Source organism: Gilliamella apicola, from assembly GCF_003202655.1.
Taxonomy (GTDB): Bacteria; Pseudomonadota; Gammaproteobacteria; order Enterobacterales; family Orbaceae; genus Gilliamella; species Gilliamella apicola_R.
In genome coordinates, this window is sequence record NZ_QGLR01000014.1 from 12,482 (window position 1) to 32,640 (window position 20,159).

General features: G+C 35.2%; 19 protein-coding genes and 1 pseudogene. 3 read left to right on the forward strand and 17 right to left on the reverse strand.

All coding sequences use genetic code 11. From position 1 onward, the window contains the following. The first annotated feature begins 211 nt into the window (after window positions 1-211). On the forward strand, window positions 212-1,576 hold the full coding sequence (locus tag DKK70_RS12545; RefSeq protein WP_110434322.1) for an MFS transporter: 1,365 nt from the start codon (window positions 212-214) through the stop codon (window positions 1,574-1,576). Between the two features lie 109 nt (window positions 1,577-1,685). Here DKK70_RS12545 and gorA read toward each other — a convergent pair whose 3' ends face one another. The 12 genes and pseudogenes from gorA to ribH form a co-directional block, all read right to left on the reverse strand. After that, entirely contained in the window at window positions 1,686-3,038 is a 1,353-nt protein-coding gene (gorA, locus tag DKK70_RS12550; RefSeq protein ID WP_110434323.1) for a glutathione-disulfide reductase, read from the reverse strand. A 164-nt stretch (window positions 3,039-3,202) separates the two neighbouring features. Further along, a complete protein-coding gene (locus DKK70_RS12555) occupies window positions 3,203-3,682 on the reverse strand; it encodes a hypothetical protein (protein WP_110434324.1) in 480 nt (159 codons plus the stop codon). Between the two features lie 167 nt (window positions 3,683-3,849). Continuing rightward, the gene (gene hldE / locus DKK70_RS12560; RefSeq protein ID WP_110434325.1) at window positions 3,850-5,274 is read right to left on the reverse strand and encodes a bifunctional D-glycero-beta-D-manno-heptose-7-phosphate kinase/D-glycero-beta-D-manno-heptose 1-phosphate adenylyltransferase HldE; all 1,425 of its coding nucleotides are present in this window, start codon (window positions 5,272-5,274) and stop codon (window positions 3,850-3,852) included. Between the two features lie 41 nt (window positions 5,275-5,315). Continuing rightward, on the reverse strand, window positions 5,316-6,083 hold the full coding sequence (gene tatC, locus DKK70_RS12565; protein WP_110434326.1) for a twin-arginine translocase subunit TatC: 768 nt from the start codon (window positions 6,081-6,083) through the stop codon (window positions 5,316-5,318). Between the two features lie 14 nt (window positions 6,084-6,097). Next, window positions 6,098-6,421: pseudogene (gene tatB, locus DKK70_RS12570) on the reverse strand (Sec-independent protein translocase protein TatB); the annotation flags it as partial. A gap of 3 nt (window positions 6,422-6,424) precedes the next feature. After that, the gene (gene tatA / locus DKK70_RS12575; RefSeq protein WP_110434328.1) at window positions 6,425-6,634 is read right to left on the reverse strand and encodes a twin-arginine translocase TatA/TatE family subunit; all 210 of its coding nucleotides are present in this window, start codon (window positions 6,632-6,634) and stop codon (window positions 6,425-6,427) included. A 74-nt stretch (window positions 6,635-6,708) separates the two neighbouring features. Then, the gene (ubiB, locus tag DKK70_RS12580) at window positions 6,709-8,250 is read right to left on the reverse strand and encodes a ubiquinone biosynthesis regulatory protein kinase UbiB (protein WP_110434329.1); all 1,542 of its coding nucleotides are present in this window, start codon (window positions 8,248-8,250) and stop codon (window positions 6,709-6,711) included. Window positions 8,251-8,264: 14 nt separating this feature from the next. After that, window positions 8,265-9,041 (reverse strand): bifunctional demethylmenaquinone methyltransferase/2-methoxy-6-polyprenyl-1,4-benzoquinol methylase UbiE, encoded by a 777-nt coding sequence (gene ubiE / locus DKK70_RS12585; protein WP_110434330.1) that lies wholly within the window; start codon window positions 9,039-9,041, stop codon window positions 8,265-8,267. 62 nt (window positions 9,042-9,103) lie between these two features. Then, window positions 9,104-10,039, reverse strand: coding sequence for a multifunctional transcriptional regulator/nicotinamide-nucleotide adenylyltransferase/ribosylnicotinamide kinase NadR (gene nadR, locus DKK70_RS12590; protein ID WP_110434331.1), 936 nt, complete (start codon window positions 10,037-10,039; stop codon window positions 9,104-9,106). Between the two features lie 143 nt (window positions 10,040-10,182). Further along, the gene (locus DKK70_RS12595; RefSeq protein WP_110434332.1) at window positions 10,183-11,226 is read right to left on the reverse strand and encodes a TrmH family RNA methyltransferase; all 1,044 of its coding nucleotides are present in this window, start codon (window positions 11,224-11,226) and stop codon (window positions 10,183-10,185) included. A gap of 21 nt (window positions 11,227-11,247) precedes the next feature. Further along, window positions 11,248-11,667, reverse strand: coding sequence for a transcription antitermination factor NusB (nusB, locus tag DKK70_RS12600; protein ID WP_219999782.1), 420 nt, complete (start codon window positions 11,665-11,667; stop codon window positions 11,248-11,250). Window positions 11,668-11,671: 4 nt separating this feature from the next. Next, window positions 11,672-12,142: a 6,7-dimethyl-8-ribityllumazine synthase gene (ribH, locus tag DKK70_RS12605; RefSeq protein ID WP_110434334.1), complete on the reverse strand. Its 471-nt coding sequence runs from the start codon at window positions 12,140-12,142 to the stop codon at window positions 11,672-11,674. A gap of 363 nt (window positions 12,143-12,505) precedes the next feature. Between ribH and lpcA the strand changes: the two genes are divergently transcribed. After that, window positions 12,506-13,081, forward strand: a complete 576-nt coding sequence (gene lpcA, locus DKK70_RS12610) for a D-sedoheptulose 7-phosphate isomerase (RefSeq protein WP_110434335.1) — start codon at window positions 12,506-12,508, stop codon at window positions 13,079-13,081. Window positions 13,082-13,100: 19 nt separating this feature from the next. Continuing rightward, window positions 13,101-13,862, forward strand: coding sequence for a class II glutamine amidotransferase (locus DKK70_RS12615; RefSeq protein WP_375334994.1), 762 nt, complete (start codon window positions 13,101-13,103; stop codon window positions 13,860-13,862). On the opposite strand, the gene mdtH is transcribed toward DKK70_RS12615, so the two are convergent. From mdtH to asnS, 5 genes are all read right to left on the reverse strand, one after another. Beyond that, window positions 13,840-15,051 (reverse strand): multidrug efflux MFS transporter MdtH, encoded by a 1,212-nt coding sequence (gene mdtH / locus DKK70_RS12620; protein WP_110434337.1) that lies wholly within the window; start codon window positions 15,049-15,051, stop codon window positions 13,840-13,842. The genes DKK70_RS12615 and mdtH overlap by 23 nt on opposite strands. Beyond that, window positions 15,052-15,510: a methylglyoxal synthase gene (locus tag DKK70_RS12625; RefSeq protein ID WP_034883504.1), complete on the reverse strand. Its 459-nt coding sequence runs from the start codon at window positions 15,508-15,510 to the stop codon at window positions 15,052-15,054. Between the two features lie 132 nt (window positions 15,511-15,642). Continuing rightward, the gene (locus tag DKK70_RS12630; protein WP_110434338.1) at window positions 15,643-16,782 is read right to left on the reverse strand and encodes a porin; all 1,140 of its coding nucleotides are present in this window, start codon (window positions 16,780-16,782) and stop codon (window positions 15,643-15,645) included. Between the two features lie 308 nt (window positions 16,783-17,090). Continuing rightward, window positions 17,091-18,323, reverse strand: a complete 1,233-nt coding sequence (locus DKK70_RS12635) for a porin (protein WP_110434339.1) — start codon at window positions 18,321-18,323, stop codon at window positions 17,091-17,093. 293 nt (window positions 18,324-18,616) lie between these two features. Further along, window positions 18,617-20,020, reverse strand: coding sequence for an asparagine--tRNA ligase (asnS, locus tag DKK70_RS12640; RefSeq protein WP_110434340.1), 1,404 nt, complete (start codon window positions 20,018-20,020; stop codon window positions 18,617-18,619). Between the last annotated feature and the right edge of the window lie 139 nt (window positions 20,021-20,159).

Here is a 20,159-nt window from a genome sequence, read left to right on the forward strand (position 1 = left end):
ACGATAACTAGATAGAATTATTATTTAATATCAATTTTTATACACACTATAAATCAAACAGGCATATAGTTACTGTTGATTAATTTTTTTTATGATTAAAAAAAAGAGTATATTTTATGGCAGAATGATCTTTCAATTTTAGCATTTAGTCAAAAAATGGATATTTTCTTTACTGACTATATTTACTTAACAATAAGAATAAGGTTTTTTCATGAGTCAATCTGAAATTAACGCTGAATGGCAGCCGGTCGCACGGCCATTGAATAGTAAGGATTTTAAAACATTAATATTGTCATCTTTAGGTGGAACGCTTGAGTTTTATGACTTTGTGATCTACGCACTATATATTGATACCATCGTCAAACCACTGTTTTTACCACCTACCTTGTCGCCATTAACTTTAGATTTATTTGCTTGGGGTATATTCGCTGCGGGTTATTTGGTTCGCCCTGTTGGCGGAATTATCATGGCGCACTTTGGAGATAAAGTTGGTCGTAAACAGATGTTTACCTTAAGTGTGGCGATGATGGCCTTACCTACTTTTATTATCGGTATTTTACCTACTTATGAAACAATTGGTATTGTTGCGCCACTATTACTGTTGCTGATGCGTATGTTACAAGGTGCCGCTATTGGTGGTGAAATGCCGGGAGCATGGGTATTTATCGCCGAGCACACGCCAAAACAGCGTTACGGCTTGGGCGTCGGTACATTAACTTCAGGCATTACCGGTGGTATCTTACTTGGCTTTTTCGTCACGATTATGGTTGATCTCTATTTTACTAGCCAAAATATTTTAGATTATGCATGGCGTATTCCTTTTATTATTGGTGGTATTTTTGGGGTTATTTCTGTCTATCTACGAAAATTTTTATCAGAAACCCCGATCTTCAAGGAATTAGCCGCCCGTAAAGCATTAGAAAAAAGTATTCCCGTTGTGACTGTTATAAAAAAACATAAAACAGCTTGTTTGATTGTCGCTTTATTAACTTGGTCATTATCAACCGCTATTATGGTTGGTATTTTAATTACCCCGGGTCGTATTGTCGGCGGTATGTATCATTTTGCTAATCTTGATTGGCGTATTGGTGGCTGTATTGCCGCTTTAACATTATCTATTGGTTGTGTTATTTCTGGTTGGTTAGATGATAAATTAGGTACAGCTAAAACAGTAATCCTGACTTGGGGCGGATTAGCTGTAGTAAGTATCTATTTTTATAGTTCATTAGCACCAGATATGTCATTAACAAAACTTTATTGGATTTGGGCACTATTTGGCTTATTTATTGGATCGATCGCCATGACGCCAATTATCGGTACCAGAACATTTCCACCGGCTATTCGTTATTCTGGTTTATCGTTATCTTATAATTTAGCTTATGCGTTATTTAGCGCAATTACTCCTACATTAACTATCTATTTATTGAGCCCTGATCATATATTAGGTGAATATAGTTATCTTGGTGCAGGTATTTATATTTCAGCTGTAGCGATACTTGCCGTGTTAGTTGGTTTTTCAACATTAGCGCAAAAAGGTTGGCAGAATAACGCAAATAACAAATCAGTTAATTCATAAAGAAGAGCAATAAAAAACAGGGCGATTGCCCTGTTTTTTATTGAGGATATAATGAACCTAGAATGTATTAATATAGATGTATTAATATAGGTGTATTAATATGAATGTATTAACGCATTGTAACAAACTCTTCCGCCGCTGTTGGGTGTATGGCAATAGTGTTGTCAAAGTCTTTTTTAGTTGCGCCCATTTTTAGTGCTACAGCAAAACCTTGTAAAATCTCATCCATACCATAACCAATACCATGAATACCGACTATTTTTTCTTGTTCGCCAATACAAACTAATTTCATTTTGCATGGTTGACGATGAGAAGTTACGGCAGTATACATAGCCGTAAATGTAGACTTATAGACTTTTACGTTTTCTGGCCCATATTGCAATATAGCCTGTGGTTCACTTAAACCAACAGTACCAATCGGTGGGTGAGTAAATACTACAGTTGGAATATTGCTGTAATCTAAATGTTCATTAGGTTTATTATTGAAAAGCCGTTCGGATAAACGCCGGCCGGCAGCCACGGCAACTGGGGTTAATGCCGCCGCACCGGTATCATCACCAACCGAATAAATTCCCGGTACATTGGTGTTTTGATATTCATCAACAACTATAAATCCATTGCTATCAACCTCAATACCTGCCGCAGATAAGTTCATCTCTTTGGTTGCTGGCTCTCGACCGATGGCCCAAATTAAACAATCAACCGTATAACTTTCGCCATTTTCTAATGTTAACGTCAATGATTGGTCACTATTTTTACTAACAGAAGATGGAATGGCAAAGGTATGCAGATGCTGGCCATCATTGGTTATCACTTCCATAAGTGTTTCTACGATTAACGGATCGAAAGCTCGTAATGGAGTACCTTGTCGAACAAATTGATGAGTCTGGGCACCGAGTGAATGTAAAACACTGGCAATTTCACAAGCTATATATCCGGCACCGACAACCGCCACTCGTTTAGGTAAGGCTTTTAATTCAAAGAATCCATCGGAAGTTATTCCATATTGCGCACCGGGAATATTGGGAATAGTTGGCTTACCACCAACCGCAATAAGAATATGATCGGCAGTAAAGTGCTCTCCATTGACATCAAGCGTTTTGCTATCAATAAATTTGGCATATCCATGGATCACATCGACATTATTATTGTGTAGTACTCGATCATAAGATTGATGAACACGATCAATATAAGCCGTTCGGCTTGCAATGAGTTTATCCCAATCAAAATGATTAATTGTCGTATCAAATCCATAATCAGGGCCATAGTGATTAATCGCTTCGGCAATTTGTGCACCATACCACATAATCTTTTTAGGAACACATCCAACATTTACACAAGTTCCACCCAATAATTTAGCCTCAATAATGGCACACTTTTTACCATACGATGCAGCTCGGTTAATTGAGGCAATACCACCACTACCACCACCGATAGCAATATAGTCATAGTGTTTAGTCATATAAAAAATCCTTAAAACAAATTAGCAATTGATGGTTAATAGCTTTGCATAAAGCCGACAATAAAAAAAGTATTAATTATGAAATTTAACGATAGTTATTAACTATTGATTAGTTTCGGAGAATAATTTTATTCATTAACATAATAATATTGCTACTGATATGATTATTCCCCACATTTATTCAATGCCTGAAAATTGACAGGTTTAGAACTCATTTTTTCAGTAATCTCAAGATAACATTTTCTGTCTTCAAGTTTATATAAAATATTATATGTTTTACCCAATTCAGCGGTAAATTGGTGATATTTTGTGGTACAAGAAATTTTATCATCTCGTGATTTACCAATAACTGTAACAAGTTTATTAGCTGGAGATTTAGTTTCAATTGAGGGAACATATTTAGGATAAATATTAAATGGTACAATTTTATGTCGGAATACATAGCCAAGACTTTGAAAATTAGCGCAGTTGCTAGTTTTACCATCATAAATGTTTAAAGAAAAATAGGTAGGATAATCAGTTTCAGTGGTGAATATCAGTTCTGGGTCATGGAGATTTGCTTCATATAGATATTTTTGAATAGGTACTCGATGACAAGCGACACTCATCAATATCATTAACAACACTGTAATTTTTAGTTTCATTATTTTATTCCTTATTAGTCATTAAATATATGATCTTTATTGATACTAAAATAAATCTTAATTGAGATAAAACAAAGATAAAAATAATGGAAAAAATTAAATAACAGTAATCATCTAGTTAAATTATTGGCTACTTAAATAAGTAGCCAATTACTACCAGATATTATTTATTGTTGTTTAATTTTATCAATGATATTAGTGGTGGAACAACCATCTTCAAAATTGAGGACTTTAACTACTCCACCGGCCTCAATAACTTCTTTTCCACCGGCGATATCTTCAGGTTTATAATCGCCACCTTTTACTAATACATCAGGTAATATACTGGCAATTAATCGTTGTGGTGTCTCTTCTTCAAAAGGAACCACCCAATCCACTGAATCTAACGCCCCCAATACTATCATTCTTTGCATTAATGGGTTAATTGGTCGGGATTGTCCTTTCAATTGTTTTACAGAGGCATCACTATTTACCGCCACAATTAAACGATCTCCAAGCTTACGAGCATTAGCAAGATAAGAAACATGTCCGGCATGTAAGATGTCAAAACAGCCATTAGTCATGACAATTTTTTCGCCTCGCAAGCGTGCTTTTCGAATCTCCTCTTTTAACTCATCTTCAGTCATCACCCCAAAACCATCCTCGGCACGAGCACGGATGGCATTACTTAATTCTACTTGGGAAACCGTTGATGTGCCTAATTTACCTACAACCACACCCGCAGCAGCATTAGCTAAAAAACAGCTCTCTTCAAGCGATTGTCCTGCAGCTAATGAAGCCGCTAAGGTTGCTATTACAGTATCTCCCGCACCGGTAACATCAAATACCTCTTTAGCTTGCGTTGGTAGATGATAAACGGGTTTATCTAATTGAATTAATGTCATCCCTTTTTCACTACGGGTGACAAGCAAGGCTTTAAGATCATATTGTTTGATAAGCTGGTAACCTTTTTCAATGATCTCTTGTTCTGTTTTACAAACACCAACAACAGCTTCGAATTCAGACATATTTGGGGTCAATAATGTTACACCACGATAACGCTCAAAATCAGTCCCTTTCGGATCAACTAATATTGGCACATTTGCTTTTTTAGCTTGTTTAATCATTGTTTGTACTGCTGTTAATGCACCTTTGGCATAATCTGATAATACCAATACTTTAGAAGTCGAAAGCGCAATATTAATACGTTCTAGAAGAGGCGTATGATCGACATTAGCAAAACCTTCCTCAAAATCAATTCTAATCAATTGTTGATTTCTAGATAAGACTCTTAACTTAGTAATAGTTGGGTGTGTTGAAACCGATACAAAATCACAATGAACATGACGTTTGGTAAGTTGCTCATCAAGCACTTTAGCCGGTTCATCGATTCCAGTGAGACCAATTAACCGCGCTTTACCACCAAGAGAAGTTATGTTCATTGCTACATTGGCTGCACCGCCAGGACGTTCTTCAAGAGAATTAATTTTAACAATTGGTACCGGCGCCTCTGGAGATATACGGTTGGTGCCACCATACCAATAACGATCTAACATAATATCACCAACAACTAGAACATTTGCTAGATCAAACTCAGGAAGAGAAGTTTTCATTTAGTTATCCTATACTTGTATTGAGTAAATCACATATCAATTTATTGTTGATCATCAACACTCTCATCGTCATCATCTGCGATGACTTTTTTTCTTGGTTGATAGAAACGGGCAAAAAATGTCCCAATTTCAAATAATAAACAGATAGGTACAGCTAATAAAATTTGCGAAAATACGTCAGGAGGTGTAACAAACATTGCTACGGCGAAAACACCGACAATAATATAAGGCCTTTTTTTACGTAAATTTTTAGGGGTAGTTACACCAGTCCAACACAGTAAGATAATGGCAACAGGGACTTCAAATGCAAAACCAAAAACAATAAATAACGTCATAACAAAATCAAGATATTTAGTTATATCGGTGTTTATCGCAACATCAACTGGTGCCGTATGAATAAAAAAGTAAAAAGCGAGAGGAAATACTGCAAAATAGGCAAATGCAATACCAATATAAAAAAGTACCGTGCTGGAAATGATTAACGGCATAATCAGCCGTTTTTCATGTTGATATAATGCCGGGGCAATAAATCCCCATACTTGATACAAAATATAAGGAATCGAAATAAATATTGAAACAACTGCGGTCAATTTGATCGGGGTAAAAAAAGGTGCCGCAATGTCAGTTGCAATCATACTGCTACCTTTAGGTAATTGGCTAATCAGCGGATTAGCAACAATATGATAAATATCATTTGAAAAAAAGAGTAGACCCGCTAATACGAATAATATACAGATAATACATCGTAAAAGTCGTGTTCTTAGTTCTACAAGATGACCAATAAGTGGTTGCGTTGCGTCGTCTGTCATAATTTATCTTTATCTGAATGAATTGTTGTATCTGTTTGGCTAACTGAATCAATCTCTTTTTGTAGTGATTCAGTTACCCGTTTTAATTCATCAATGGATTCTTGGATTTCGGGTGTAAGCGTATTTAAACCACTTTGCTCTGCTTTTTTTAAGCTATCTTGTAACTCTTGTAGTTTAAGTTCTTTATTCAATTCTAACTGAACTGTTGCTGACATACGACGAAGTACTTTTATCCAGCCAGCGACAGTTTTAATTGCAATAGGCAGACGTTCTGGCCCCAATACCACCAGCCCGATAATTAAAACTAATAGTAGCTGACCAAAGCTAATATCAAACACAGGTTACTCTTTGTTAGTGTGGTTATCTTCAGATGATTCAAGATTGGCGACTTTTTGGACATCACCTTCTTTTTGATCATCATCGTCATTCATGGCTTTTTTAAAACCTTTAATTGAGGCTCCAAGATCAGAGCCCAATGATCGTAATTTTTTTGTTCCAAATAATAGGGCGATAACCGCTACAAATATGAGTAGCTTGGGCAAACTTGGCATATGATAACTACCTCCAAAAGCTTAAAATAGTCAAATTATACACTTAAACACTGAGATTCCCAAAAATAACTCGCTTAATGCACAACAAGCGCAATAATGCCTAAAAGACTAAGCACAACAACCATAAACATTAATCTTCGTTGGCATCTTTTGCTACGTTGAAGTTCTTGATTAATTTGCTTTAGTTGAATATGCATCTGTTTAGTCATCCGAGCCTGATCATTTAATTTTACCGGTAGTTCAACGACAAGATTTTTCCATTCAGGTAAAGATTGCCAAACTTGTTGTAATAACTTTTTAGCACTGTATTTTTCTTCATACCATTTTTCTAAAAATGGTTTAGCGGTTTGCCATAAGTCGAGAGCTGGATAAAGTTGACGGCCTAGTCCTTCTATATAAAATAACGTTTTTTCAAGTAAGGTTAACTGAGGTTGAATATCCATCTCAAATTGGCGAGCTACTTGAAATAGCGCTAATAAAATTTGCGAAAAAGAGATCTCACCTAATGGTTTGGCGAATGCTGGTTCGCACACATTACGCATAGCCATTTCTAACGCGACGGCGTCAGTGGTTTCAGGAACCCAACCTGATGTGATATAAATTTGCGCAATTTTTCGATAATCTTGATTAAAAAAAGCGAGAAAGTTTTCAGCTAGATAGCGTTGATCATCTTCAGTTAAAATACCAACAATAGCACAATCGATACCAATATAACGCGGATTCTGAGGTTCGCTTATATCCACAAAGATATTACCTGGGTGCATATCCGCATGGAAAAAATTATCCCGAAAGACTTGTGTAAAGAAAGCTTGAACACCTCGTTCGGCTAGTAATTTCATGTTGACGTTACTTCTTTTTAGTTCGTCGATATTAGCGATCGGTGTACCATAAATTCGTTCCTCAACTAGGATATTTTTACGGCAGAGATCTTGGTAAACATAAGGAATATAGAGAATTTCGCTATTAATAAAATTATCCCGCAACCGCGCGGTGTTATAAGCTTCTTTAAGTAGATCTAACTCTTTTAAAAGAGTACTTTCATAATCACTAACAATCTCTACAGCACGTAATTTTTCACCAAATTTTATCCGTTTGGTAAATTGGTTTGCAACCCAATACATCAAACGAATGTCTGATTTGATGATAGGTAATATATTTGGCCGCAAAACTTTGATTACCACTTGAGCTTGGCTACTTTTTAACGTAGCAGTATGCACTTGTGCAATAGAAGCGGAAGCTAAGGGTTGCTCATTAAAATCTGAAAAATAATAGTCAATTGGGCATTCTAAAGCCGTTTCGATAATTTGTTTAGCAATTTTGCCATCAAAAGGAGTAACTTGATCTTGTAATTTAGCTAGTGCATCAGCCAGATGTTTTGGCAATACATCCCGTCTTGTTGAGACCATTTGTCCAAACTTTATCCAAACCGGTCCTAGTTCTTGTAAGGCCTGACGTAATCTTTCACCGATTTCTTGTTGCTTTGCTTTAGGTCTAACCCAAAACAAGCTAAACAATAATACACGTAACCATTTTGAGGAACGGTGCTTTGGTAATAGTTCATCTAATCGATAAGCCCGAAATACGGTTAATATTTTATAAAGTCGAAAAAATGTCATTATTTTTTATCACATTAAAATTTAAAACCAGTATGTAAAGCCACAATACCGCCTGTCATATTGTGATATTTAACGTCAGCAAATCCGGCATCTTCCATCATTTTTTTCAATGTTTTTTGATCTGGGTGCATACGAATAGATTCGGCTAAATATCGATAGCTTTCGGAATCATTTGCCACAATCTTGCCCATTAACGGCAACATGGTAAATGAGTAAAGATCATAGGCTTTATTTAAAATTTGATATTGTGGTTTAGAAAATTCTAGAATCAATAAGCGCCCACCTGGTTTTAATACTCGCCACATGGATTGTAACGCTTTTTGCTTATCAGTCACATTTCGTAAACCAAATGAGATAGTAATACAATCAAAATAGTTATCAGCAAATGGCAATTCTTCTGCGTTTGCTTGTACATATTCAATATTTTTAAATAAACCTTTGTCTCGTAGTTTGTCTCTACCTACTTTAAGCATCGATTCATTGATATCGGCTAATACTACTAAGCCATCATCACCAACAATCTGTGAAAATTTAGCCGTTAAATCTCCTGTTCCACCAGCAAGATCAAGAACTTTTTGTCCTTTCCTAACACTACTATACTCAATAGTGATTTTTTTCCAGATGCGGTGAATACCAAATGACATTAGATCATTCATAATATCGTATTTATCAGCAACAGAATGAAAAACTTCGGCGACGCGTTTTGCTTTATCCTGTTTTAAAACTTGTGTATAACCAAAATCGATTTTATCTTGATTTTCATCATGTTGCGGCTGAGAAGATTGAGACATAAAAATGCACCTTTCACAAAGAGTTAGCTTATTTTAACATAAGCTAACCTAAATGTGATGGACTAAATCAATAATGAGTCAACCATTTTAGAAACAATTTCGAAATATTGTAATGGGGTAGAATTTGCAGGTAATTGGCTTTCATGGATAATTAAATCAAACTGATAACTATTTTTTAGTCCATTTAAGACTTCGTTAGTTTTACCAAAAATCTGTTCATAGTATTGGGCTAATGTTTCAAAATCAATAGAGGTAAAGAGGAGTTTATTGGCATTTTCAACTGCTTTAGTCATTCTCTCTACTTGTAACATTGCGATTCTTAGATAATCATTTTCACTTAAGTAACGTTTATTTTCTGGTGTTGAAATTTCTCGTTGAATATAATTTAAATAACCATTAGAGACATATTGAGTGTTATAAATATTGGCTAATTGTACCGGTAATTCATTAAATTTATCATGCCCAATAATCGCCACTTTTTTGACAAAAAAAGGTTTAGCCGCTTGGGCAATAAAAGACCAGTTTTGATAAGGATTTTCACGAATTTTGGTCGCACTAATATTGAAGAATTCACGATCGGCATCGACAATAACCACTGGGCAACCAAAATAACGTTCATGTTCTTTTACATCTTGAGGTTCACTAGTAAATACCACCGATGGTTCAATTTTATGTTCGGATAAAATCCGTTTAATGCTATCGCTCCACTCTTGCCAACCATTAGGATAATAGTTAATTCCGGCTTCATCAGAAATATGGATATGAATATTATGTCTATCTTTAAAGGTCTCTTTTAACCATGAAAAACGATCACTGACTTGTGGCTGTCTAGGTAAATGACTTTTCTCAAACAGTTGTTTATCACGACTTGCTTCACAACCTAGCATTACATGTAATTCATCAACTTGCGTTAACGCTTTTTCAATAAGATAAACATGACCACTGTGTAACGGATAGAACTTACCAAAAATTAAACCAACTCGATGTTTAGATGACATAATAATTACCAATACATTTAAAAACTGGATACCAATGTACAGAAAAAAAAACCATTTTCTAACCAATTGATGCTATTTAATATTATCAGAAGATAAAAATGTTAACTTCCTCAAAAATTCGCCAATAATTAAAACCATATCAATTAAGATTGATATTTAATAGTTGATAAAACAATCCCAGTCGCAACTGAAATATTTAACGCTGACATATTATCATTACCTTTCAAATATACAACGTTATCAGCACAATTAATTAATTTTGTGTTAATTTGTTGGAAAATAACTAATGCTACCTTCTTTTTAAATTTGAGTTGGTATAATTCAGTTGATGTAATAGATTTTAACTGGCATGGTAATAGAGCAACAACTTGATAACCATGCTGTTTTAATATATCTATAGATGCAATAAAATCATCACTCTTAATTGGTTCAATTGCTTCAATACCACCTTCAGCGACGCGCATTGCCGAACCACTATCAAGTAAATTGGTTTGACGCAGAATAACTCCATTAATGCCAAAAAAAGCAGCGCTGCGAATTAATCCACCTAAATTATGAGGATTATTAACATCGTCAATGGCAATGATGCAATCATTAACTTTATCATCGTATTTACTCAAATAATCAGGTAAATTGAGCGGTATCCGTTTTTTGACAATTAAACAGACGCCACCATGGTGTGGAGTTTGGGTTAATCTAGTGATTTGCTCTGTTGAGACTACATCATAACCCAGTCGTTGTTTGACTAACCAACTGATTAAATCCTTAAATTGGTAAGTCATATCTTGCGTTATAAACAACTTAACAATAGCCGTGCGTCGATGTTTAAATACCGCTTTACAGCTGTTTTCCGTATAAACTAAGGTCTCTTCTTTTTTTTGTCGATACTCATCGTAACCAAATGTTGGTGTTTGATCATTATCGCGAACTTTCTTTTGCCACGGGGACTCATGTTCATCAGACAGATCAAATTGCGGTTTGGATGATTTTTTAGTTTTATCGGCTATTTTTGGTCGAAATGTTTCAATTCGATCATGTTTTGCTTTGGAACTTGACTGAAAACCATCATTTTTACGCTTATATTGATGATCACTGCCTTTATCTTTTGCCGAGCGTGTCTTCACATTGGATTGACTATTTTTGGCATAAAAGACTGTGGGCTTACTTTTTTCGCTAATATCGTTCATATTATTCCCAATTAAAGACCGTTATCGTGTACGAATGGTTGGTGCAATTTTATCTAATACACCATTTATAAATTTATGACTATCTTCTGCTCCAAAAGTTTTCGCCAAGTCAATAGCCTCATTAATAACGACTTTGTAAGGGACATCATGTCTCTTCATTAATTCATAAATTGCAATTCGCAGTACCGCTAATTCAACTTGTCCTAACTCAGCAACTTTTCTTTCAGTTAGGTAAGGTGCCATTTTTTCATCTAACTCTATAGTGTTTTTCGCAACACCATGAAGTAACTCTCTAAAGTATTTGCTATCAACACCCTTCATATCTTGTTCAGCCATAAAGCTGCTCTCAACATCAGCAAGATCATTTCTAGAGACTTGCCAAGAATAAATAGCTTGAACAGCACACTCTCTTGCTCGACGACGAGGATTAACTAACGCCACTAATTTACTCCTTAATTGTTTGGATAACATTTAACATTTCAAGTGCGGTTAATGCAGCTTCTGCACCTTTATTACCCGCTTTGGTTCCAGCACGTTCAATTGCCTGTTCAATACTCTCTGTCGTTAAAATACCAAAGCCAACTGGTATCGAATACTCTAAACTAGTATTCAATAAACCTGAACTTGACTCGCCAGCAACAAAATCAAAATGTGCGGTGCTTCCACGAATAACCGTACCTAATGCGACAATGGCATCATATTTTTTTGATTGTGCAGCAACTTTAGCTGTTAAGGGAATTTCATAAGCGCCAGGTACCCAAATAACCGTAATGTTTTTATCTTCAACTTGACCAATACGCGTTAGTGCGTCTACAGCCCCATTAACTAAACTTTCATTAATAAATTGGTTAAAACGCGCGACGATAATGGCTACTTTGGCTTTTGGTGCAGCAACTTTACCTTTAACTGTTTGCATATTTATTCCTTAATCAATTGGTTCTGAATGCAATTTTATTTTCACTTTTTGTGAATAAATTATCTGTTAATGATAGCACAAATTAAAAGGTTATCCTATTAGCAAAAATGGCGAATTAACATGTTGATAACCAACCAAAGTAACCATGATTATTCGAAAGTTAATGTTTGAAAATTTTATGTCTAAAAAATGTAATTTATCAATTAATAAATTGCTATTCCTCTTGATAAAAAATATTGATTTTTTTAGTCATTGTTTTAACACTTTTAACCGTTATAAGAAATTTTATTTTTATTGCTTGCAAGCAATTATTAACTAATTACAATGGTAAGAGGAGAGCTTTCTACAAAAGAGGTAATATTGATGTACATTAACACTATTCGCGACGAATTAAATCAGGCAATTGATGTATTGACTAATTTTGTTGCAAATGATGAAAACCTTAAAAAAATCCAACAAGCGGCCACTTTAATTGCTGACTCATTTAAACAGGGTGGCAAAGTACTTTCATGCGGTAATGGTGGTTCTCATTGTGATGCCATGCATTTTGCTGAAGAGTTAACTGGTCGTTTTCGTGATAACCGACCATCCTACCCAGCCATTGCAATATCTGATGTGAGCCATATCTCTTGCGTTGGCAATGATTATGGCTTTGACGCTATTTTTTCTCGTTACGTTGAAGGTGTTGGTCAAAAAGGTGATGTGTTATTAGGCATTTCAACTTCAGGAAACTCAACCAATGTCATTAAAGCAATTGAGGCAGCCAAGCAAAAAGGGATGAAAATCATCACGCTTACAGGTAAAGATGGTGGAAAGATGAACGGATTGGCCGATGTAGATATTCGTGTACCTCATTTTGGTTATGCTGATCGTGTTCAAGAAATCCATATTAAAGTAATTCATATTCTAATTTTACTCATTGAAAAAGAGATGGCTTAATATGTGCGAATTATTGGGTATGAGCGCCAATGTGCCGACTGATATCTGTTTTAGTTTTACCAGTTTAATTAAACGTGGTGGTGATAAAGGTCCACATAAAGATGGCTGGGGAATAACATTTTATGAAGGTAAAGGATGTCGAACGTTTAAAGATCCTCAACCTTGTAGTTTTTCCCCTATTGCCAAATTGGTTCAACAATACCCAATAAAATCTACAGCAGTAGTTGCTCATATTCGTCAGGCTAATCGAGGCGGAGTTGCCTTAGAAAATACCCATCCTTTTACTCGCGAATTATGGGGAAAAAATTGGACATTTGCTCACAATGGGCAACTGACAGACTACCAAAAATTAGATACTGGTATTTTTCAACCTGTAGGATTAACCGATAGTGAATATGCTTTTTGTTATTTAATCAATCAATTACATAAAAAATATTCACAAAAACCAACCAATGATATTGAACTATTTGATTATATTCGAGAGTGTGCAATTAAATTAACCGAACTAGGTATTTTTAATATGTTGCTTTCTGATGGTGAATATGTATTTGCCTATTGTTCAACTAATTTACATTGGATCACCCGAAAAGCGCCATTTGGTAAAGCTAAATTAATTGATGAAGATGTAGAAATAGACTTTCAAAAACATACCACCCCAAATGATATTGTAACCATTATTTCAACCATGCCGTTAACATCAAACGAAATATGGACTAAATTAGCTGTTGGAGAAGCTATTTTATTTAAAAATGGTGAAATCAGCCAATCTTTCTCATCTTAACTTTAGTTATAGGCGGTTCATTTTTAAATAAATATTCTAAATAACCTAAAGTCAATAAGCCTACTAAAGTTAAAACAATCCATGGTAAATGAGGTAAACCAATTTGAATAGCCATATCGTAAAGCCAACCAGCACCCGTATAGCCAATAAATCCGCCTAAAGCAAGCCCTAATCGACTAAATCCCATATAACTACCTTTGGCTTTCGGGTTGGTTAAAACAGTGGCTAAGGTCTCTCTAGCTGGCTCAGCAATAATAGCGCCAAAGTAAAAAAGTGCGATGAGAGATAATAGAATAGATAATTGTGATGTAAAACCAATAATAATAAAAGCAAATGACATCAACAATAAGCCAAATTTAAGACGTTGATCCAACCTAAAATACTTTTCACTAAATCGCGCCAGTGGATATAGCAGAATCAATGAAATAGTCGCTTGAATAGCGTACATCCATTTTACATAGCTTGGGCTACCTGAGACTGCAGTAATGGTTAAAGGTAGCATCAACATGATTTGTACCCAAAGCACATAATAACCAGTTAAAGTTAATACATAATGAGTAAATTTTTTATCCTGCAAAACCATTTTCATGCCATTAATAATCGGGGCTTTACCAATGGCAATATGATAAGCGGGTAAGAACAGTAGATTAAAAATTCCACATAAAAAAAAGATAAAAGCACCACACCAGCAAACTAATTGGAAATCATAATCTATTAAGATACCACCAATCAGTGCGCCGATAACGGCACCGGCATTATCTTGTATCATTAGCAACGAAATAAATTTACCTCGTTCATGCGGTCTGGTAAATTTAATGGTTAATCCCATTCGGGGAGGATCAAATAACAATCCTCCTAATGCAGAGAGTAAACATGAAACAAGTAGTAACCAGTGTTCAGTGGCTAATGCCATTGAGATAAAACCAACCGATCGTAAAAACATACCGGTTATAATCATTGGTTTTGCACCAAAACGATCGGCTATTGCCCCGCCAATTAAGCCAAATCCTTGTTGAACGAATTGACGAAATCCTAAAGCAAAACCAACGAATAAGGCACTCCAGCCAACTTGACTAACAAAATGTGTAGACACTAATGGAAAGACTACATAAAATCCCAACACAATAAACAAATTATCAAGTAATAATATATATCTACCCGTTTTACGAACTTGTGATGGAATTGGCATTTATTGTATTCTTTTAATTAGATAACCTTGATAATCAGGAATTTCAATTTCCACTTCTTTTGTGAAGATTGAGGATTGTATCAGTGCATTAGCCGTAGCTTGATTAGTCGCAACCGGAATGTTCCAAACCGTTGATAAACGTAATAAGGCTTTTACATCTGGATCATGCGGAACGGCATTTAGTGGATCCCAGAAAAATATAAGAATATCAATTTTACCTTCTGCGATTAACGCACCGATTTGCTGATCGCCCCCCATAGGCCCACTTAGCATTGGTGTTATATCTAATCCGGTCTCTTTTTTGATTAATGTGCCTGTCGTACCTGTTCCACATAAATTATGATGAGAGAGCTCTTCGCGATTTTTTTTGCACCAATTTAATAATGCTTCTTTTAAGTGATCATGCGCGACTAAAGCAATATTTTTCTTTGCTGGTAATTTTCGAGTAATATATAGCATTGAATTAGTCCTAAAAGGTTATTATTTTTCTTTTTTATCAGACTATTTAACAAAGAGCAAGCAGTATTTAATGAAAAAAATTCAATAAAAAAGGCACCGAAGTGCCTTTCATTAAATCGCCAGATAAAATGATTAGAATTGATAAATTAATCCTAACGCTACAGTATCTTTAGCAGTTGCTTTGATTTGAGATTTAGTAAATGTACCATCTTCATATAAACTACGACGTGCACCAATATCATTTTTATCTAGCAGGTTGATTTTGTAATCAACAATTGCTGATAAGTTTTTATTGAAGTCATAAGTTAAACCAATATCAACATATTTAGCTAAATCATTACCTTTAAGACCGCTATCATTAGTTAAACTAGATGCATTTTTAACTTTGTGTTGAATATAAGCAACAGATGGTGTTAATCGACCAATATCAAAATCAATACCGTATTGTGCAACTAATTCAAAACCTTTAGTTTTTAAATCATCAGCCTTACGGGTAGTTGAGGCATTGTCCCAACCTGCTTTTTGTTTACCTTGAATATAAAGTGCTGCTAAATAAAGATTATCGTTATCATATTTAACACCTGCTGACCATGCTTTAGCATCTTTATGACCACCAGTTTGTGCATAACCAGCACCGATTGATAAACCTGTATCTAATACATCCCAATCAATTACCGAACCCCATGCTTCAGCACTGTCATGACCAGTACGCTCGTGATGATTTAGATATTGAGTTGAACTATTGTCCCCATTATCTGCATATTGAACAGCAAAACGTAAACCGTCAACTAAACCAAAGAAATCTGAATTACGGTAAGTCGCGACAGCTTTGGTTCTAGCGGTTAATGCATAAATATCATTATTTGATGCATCACCACCAAATTCAGGTAAAACATCAGTATATGAAGTTAACGTTTTTAATACACCATCATTACGACCATAATCAAATGAGCCGAAATCACCAAAATTCAGACCAGCATATGCATAACGAGTTTCGTTATCAGCATATGATCCGGTTTTTGCTTCATATTCCCAACGACCATAACCACTTAAGCTATCAGAGATTTGTGTTTGTCCTGACATACCTAAACGAGCGGTAGTTTTGTCACCTTCACCGGTTTGATTATCACGGTCAGTAAGATAGTTTAAAGCATAAACTCGACCATAAAAGTCAACTTTATTACCATCTTTGTTCCATACTTCGATAGAAGCACTTGCAGTACCTGCAATTAATAGCGCAGGAATTGCGATTGCTAATAGATTACGTTTCATTTAATTACCCTCTTAGGTATTTTATTATTAAAGATACAAAATATTTTGTTCTCGGTTTAATAAATAGCTGCTAGCTAATAGCAACTAAATTATTACTGGGATATCTATTATTATGAATACTAGATTTTTATTGCAAACATTATGGATTAATAACGCCACCAAGCATTATTCTGCGAATTGATATTATTTTATGGGGTAACATTAATTTTTTTTAAGCATAAAATGTTTTTTTAGACGAAATCGCGTTCAATAGATGAAAAAAAAGGCACCTAAGTGCCTTTTTCAGAGATAGTTTAGATCTCAAGAGATTAGAATTGGTAAATTAAACCAACACCTAACACATCTTTAGTACCTGGTTTAGACCGATGTTTACTATCACGATCTAAGTTTGCTGTGTTGTCAAACGCACCAATATCTTTCTTTTTAAGAAGATTGAATTTGTACTCAACAATCGCACTGAAGTTTTTATTTAATGCGTATTCAGCACCTAAAGATACGTATTTAACTAAATTCTTACCACTTGGTAAGGAATCATCATGCTCATGATGTGAGTAGTTTTTACCACTAACTTTATGTTGTACATAAGCTAAAGATGGAGTTAAACGGCCTACTTCTAAATCAATACCATATTGAGCAACTAACTCAAAACCTTTGGTTTTATCATCATAAACACCTTTCACAGAGCTTTTATGTTTAGAATGGAAGTAGTTAGCAGCTAAATGAAGATTGTAGTTATCGTATTGGATACCTGCTGCCCAAGTTTTAACTTTTCCAGCACTTTTATATGGACGATAATCAGAATCACCATAGCGATAGCTATAATCATCATCATCATCATCATCATCATCATTATCCAAACCATTATCAACAACAGAACCTTTAGATTTAGCTGATCCAGCAGTTTGTGCATAACCACCACCAATAGTTAAACCTGTATCAAAAATTCTCCATTCTGCAACGGCACCATATGCTTCTCTAGAACCTTCTCTAACACCATCACTAGTGGTTGAGTTATCGCCATTATCTGCATATTGTAATGCAAAACTAATGTCGTCTGTTATGCCAAATAGGTTGTTATTACGGTAAGTTGCAACAGCTTTAGTTCGAGCTGAAAGTACATTTAATGCGTTGTCCGCTGCATCGCCACCAAATTGTGGTAATACGTCAGTATAAGCAGTGATAACTTTTAACACACCATCATTACGACCATAGTCAAATGAACCAAAGTCACCAAAGTTTAAACCAGCAAATGCATAACGAACTTCGTTTTTACCTGTAGCATTACCAGCTTTTGCATCATAGTCCCAACGACCATAACCAGTAATAGTGTCAGTGATTTGTGTTTGACCTGTCATACCAAAACGAGCTGAAGTATCATCACCTTCTTTTTCTTGAGCACGGTCAGTGATATTGTTAGCTGCTTTTACTCGACCATAAAAGTCAACTTTATTACCGTCTTTGTTCCACACTTCGATAGAAGCATTTGCGCCAGCTGCTACTAAAAGAGCAGGGATAGCGATTGCTAATAGATTACGTTTCATTTCTTACCCTCATGGTTATTTTCCTAAAAGACACATCTTTTGGTTTGTGTCAATTTCATTACAATGATTGTTCATCCAAAAATAATATATTCAATTATTATTTTTATCTTACCTTTCAAAGCAATGTAAATTATGTATTAAAATTTTTTAAAATCAAGTGAACTTTTCGAAAAAAATGGTGTCTAAGGTTAAAATTTGGTTTGTTTGATTATTTTTTGCGCTAATATTAGCTTTTTTTTGATAGCAAATTTGATATCAACTGACTGTTAGTCAGTTGATAATTTGAGCTGATTTTAGAAATTTGCATTACGAGGAGTTCTTGGAAATGGAATCACATCACGCACATTTTGCACCCCTGTGACATAGACAATTAGCCGCTCGAAACCGAGTCCAAAACCAGAATGAGGCACGGTTCCATAACGGCGCAAATCACGATACCACCAATAGTCTTCTTTTTTAAGACCTAACTCATCCATCCGTTTATCTAACATATCTAAACGTTCTTCACGTTGTGAACCACCAATAATTTCACCGATACCTGGCGCTAATACATCCATAGCGGCAACAGTTTTACCGTCATCATTCATACGCATATAAAATGCTTTGATATCTTTTGGATAGTTTTTAACCACAACTGGTGCTTTAAAATGTTGTTCAGCTAAATATCGCTCATGTTCAGAAGCGAGATCTATTCCCCAACTTACTGGGTTTTCAAATTTAGCTTCACAATTTTGTAAAATAGTAATGGCATCAGTATAGTCAACTTGGGCAAAATCAGCATTAATGAAACTTTCCAGACGATTAATGGCATCTTTATCAATGTGCTGCGCGAAAAATTGCATATCATCAGCTCGTTTTTCAAGTACTGTCTTAAAGACATACTTCAACATATCTTCGGCAAGTTTGGCATTATCGTTAAGATCAGCAAATGCAACTTCGGGCTCCATCATCCAAAATTCAGCTAAATGACGAGTAGTATTTGAGTTCTCAGCTCTAAAGGTTGGACCAAAAGTATAAACTTTTGAAAGAGCACAAGCATAAGTTTCAGCATTAAGTTGTCCGGAAACAGTCAAAAATGCTTCTTTACCAAAAAAATCCTTATCGAAGTCAACCTTACCATTATCAGTTTTAGGCAGATTTAACATATCGAGTGTTGAGACCCTAAACATTTCACCGGCTCCTTCAGTATCAGAGGCAGTAATAATTGGTGTTGAAAGCCAGAAGAATCCACGTTCATCAAAAAATTGGTGAATAGCCTGTGCTAAGGTATGGCGGACACGGGTAATTGCACCAACAATATTGGTTCTTGCGCGTAAATGAGCAACTTCACGCAGATATTCAATTGAGTGACGTTTAGCCGCCATTGGGTAAGTTTCAGGATCATCAACAAATCCATAAACGTCAACTTGCGTTGCTTGCAATTCATATTTTTGACCTTGCCCCGGAGATTCAACCACTTTACCTGTCACTTTTACTGAACAGCCAGCAGTTAAACGTAAAATATCTTGCTCATAATTTGGTAAATCTTTTTCAATTACCGCTTGGATTGGATCAAAACAAGAGCCATCATACACTGCTAAAAATGAGATACCGGCTTTTGAATCGCGGCGGGTTCTAACCCAACCTTGAACTGAAATGGTACTACCAACAGCAATTTTACCTTGTAGCACGTCAACAATAGGAGCAACTGAATTCATTTTAATTATCCATCTCTATTTATTATTTATATAGTAAGTAATATTAAAAGTAATATATTAGCTGAATTTTAATATCCGTTTAAAGATCATTTCGATTGATAATACAGATTTATTATAAGGCTCTATTACTTTTTCAATT

Excerpts from the sequence above, each read along its gene's own strand:
- asnS (WP_110434340.1), bottom strand. The coding sequence starts at position 20,020 with ATGAATTCAGTTGCTCCTATTGTTGACGTGCTACAAGGTAAAATTGCT.
- mdtH (WP_110434337.1), bottom strand. The coding sequence starts at position 15,051 with ATGCCAATTCCATCACAAGTTCGTAAAACGGGTAGATATATATTATTA.
- tatA (WP_110434328.1), bottom strand. The coding sequence starts at position 6,634 with ATGCCAAGTTTGCCCAAGCTACTCATATTTGTAGCGGTTATCGCCCTA.
- DKK70_RS12595 (WP_110434332.1), bottom strand. The coding sequence starts at position 11,226 with ATGAACGATATTAGCGAAAAAAGTAAGCCCACAGTCTTTTATGCCAAA.
- DKK70_RS12625 (WP_034883504.1), bottom strand. The coding sequence starts at position 15,510 with ATGCTATATATTACTCGAAAATTACCAGCAAAGAAAAATATTGCTTTA.
- ribH (WP_110434334.1), bottom strand. The coding sequence starts at position 12,142 with ATGCAAACAGTTAAAGGTAAAGTTGCTGCACCAAAAGCCAAAGTAGCC.
- DKK70_RS12545 (WP_110434322.1), top strand. The coding sequence starts at position 212 with ATGAGTCAATCTGAAATTAACGCTGAATGGCAGCCGGTCGCACGGCCA.
- DKK70_RS12555 (WP_110434324.1), bottom strand. The coding sequence starts at position 3,682 with ATGAAACTAAAAATTACAGTGTTGTTAATGATATTGATGAGTGTCGCT.
- ubiB (WP_110434329.1), bottom strand. The coding sequence starts at position 8,250 with ATGACATTTTTTCGACTTTATAAAATATTAACCGTATTTCGGGCTTAT.
- DKK70_RS12630 (WP_110434338.1), bottom strand. The coding sequence starts at position 16,782 with ATGAAACGTAATCTATTAGCAATCGCAATTCCTGCGCTATTAATTGCA.
- nadR (WP_110434331.1), bottom strand. The coding sequence starts at position 10,039 with ATGTCATCTAAACATCGAGTTGGTTTAATTTTTGGTAAGTTCTATCCG.
- lpcA (WP_110434335.1), top strand. The coding sequence starts at position 12,506 with ATGTACATTAACACTATTCGCGACGAATTAAATCAGGCAATTGATGTA.
- hldE (WP_110434325.1), bottom strand. The coding sequence starts at position 5,274 with ATGAAAACTTCTCTTCCTGAGTTTGATCTAGCAAATGTTCTAGTTGTT.
- tatC (WP_110434326.1), bottom strand. The coding sequence starts at position 6,083 with ATGACAGACGACGCAACGCAACCACTTATTGGTCATCTTGTAGAACTA.
- DKK70_RS12615 (WP_375334994.1), top strand. The coding sequence starts at position 13,101 with ATGAGCGCCAATGTGCCGACTGATATCTGTTTTAGTTTTACCAGTTTA.
- ubiE (WP_110434330.1), bottom strand. The coding sequence starts at position 9,041 with ATGTCTCAATCTTCTCAGCCGCAACATGATGAAAATCAAGATAAAATC.
- gorA (WP_110434323.1), bottom strand. The coding sequence starts at position 3,038 with ATGACTAAACACTATGACTATATTGCTATCGGTGGTGGTAGTGGTGGT.
- DKK70_RS12635 (WP_110434339.1), bottom strand. The coding sequence starts at position 18,323 with ATGAAACGTAATCTATTAGCAATCGCTATCCCTGCTCTTTTAGTAGCA.